Source organism: Methylobacterium sp. GC_Met_3, assembly GCF_026540775.1.
Taxonomy (GTDB): domain Bacteria; phylum Pseudomonadota; class Alphaproteobacteria; order Rhizobiales; family Beijerinckiaceae; genus Methylobacterium.
The window spans coordinates 1-1,087 of the sequence record NZ_JALNUL010000159.1 but is presented as its reverse complement, the minus strand read 5'-3'; the positions used below and the strand labels follow the sequence as shown (position 1 = coordinate 1,087).

General features: G+C 72.9%; 1 pseudogene. It reads right to left on the bottom strand.

Going from position 1 to position 1,087, the window contains the following annotated elements:
* Positions 1 to 1,087: pseudogene (locus OXS27_RS32280) on the bottom strand (glycosyl transferase); the annotation flags it as partial.

The following is a 1,087-nucleotide window of genomic DNA, read 5'->3' as shown; positions in this document are numbered from 1 at the left end:
AACCGAACAGATGTCCGTAGGCCCGGCGATAGAAACGGGTCGAGAAGGTCTTGCTCGGGTCGCGATCCTCCTCCTGCCCGTGGGAGAGGAAGTGGACCGCCGGCCCGTTCTCGAAGCCGCGAGTGTCGGGATAGCGCTTCAGATACCAGGCGGCGTCGAAACAGGGCTCGATCAGGCGCGCCTGCTCCAGCAGCTCCGCGTCCTCGTCGGGCGGCGGTGCGCCATAGCGCGCGTCGAAGGCATCGGCCGAGATACCTGTGCCGCGCAACAATGCCGTCGCGAGGACGTGGACGAAGGGTGCGATGCCCGTCGCCTCCACGTGCGGGTGGTGCGCCCGGTAGGCCCAGCCGTTGAAGTCGGGTCTTGGGTTGCGGCCGCGGCGCCAGCCGGTGTCGCAGTAGTCGCCCACCGCGTCCGCTTCCGGCGCGAGACCATAGCGCTGCCGGTAGAACGCGTGGTCGAAGTGCTTCGCGATCAGCTGTGCCTGACGCGCCAGCGCCGCCGCCTTGTCCACGGGCTCCCGCCCGATCGCCCCGAGCCAGGCCGTATCCGCGATCGGCGGCCGGGCCGGTTCTAGCCCCCACACCCGCAACAGCGCGTCGAGCGTCGAACGCCCCGGACCCGGATCGCGCAGCTCCCGCCAGCCCGCCCCGGCAAAGTGCAGGTACGGCGCCTGAGTACCCACGTCCGGGTAGGTCGCCCGGTACCACGCCGCGTCCACCGCCGGCAGGTTCAGCCGCCCCGCCTCCGCGAACGGCTCGGCCCCCGACAGACGCGTCTCCGCCACGTAGCGGAAGAACGGGTCGTCCTGAACCGCCCGGCTGCCGGCGCGCGCCTGCACGAAGCCGGCCGGGTCGAAGTCCGGGCGCGGGCTGACGAGCGACCGCCAGCCGCTCTCCACGTAGGACCGCAGCAGCTCGGCCTCGGAGGCGTCCGCCAGCGCGTCCGCGGCCGGCCCGCGGAGCGACGCCCGGTAGTGGGCGGCGTCGAAGTAGGGCGCGAGCGTCTCGACCCGCAGCGCCAGGGCCGCCGCGCGGTCCGGCCGGGCGGGGCCGCCGTTGAGGACGTAATCCACCAGCGGGTTCTG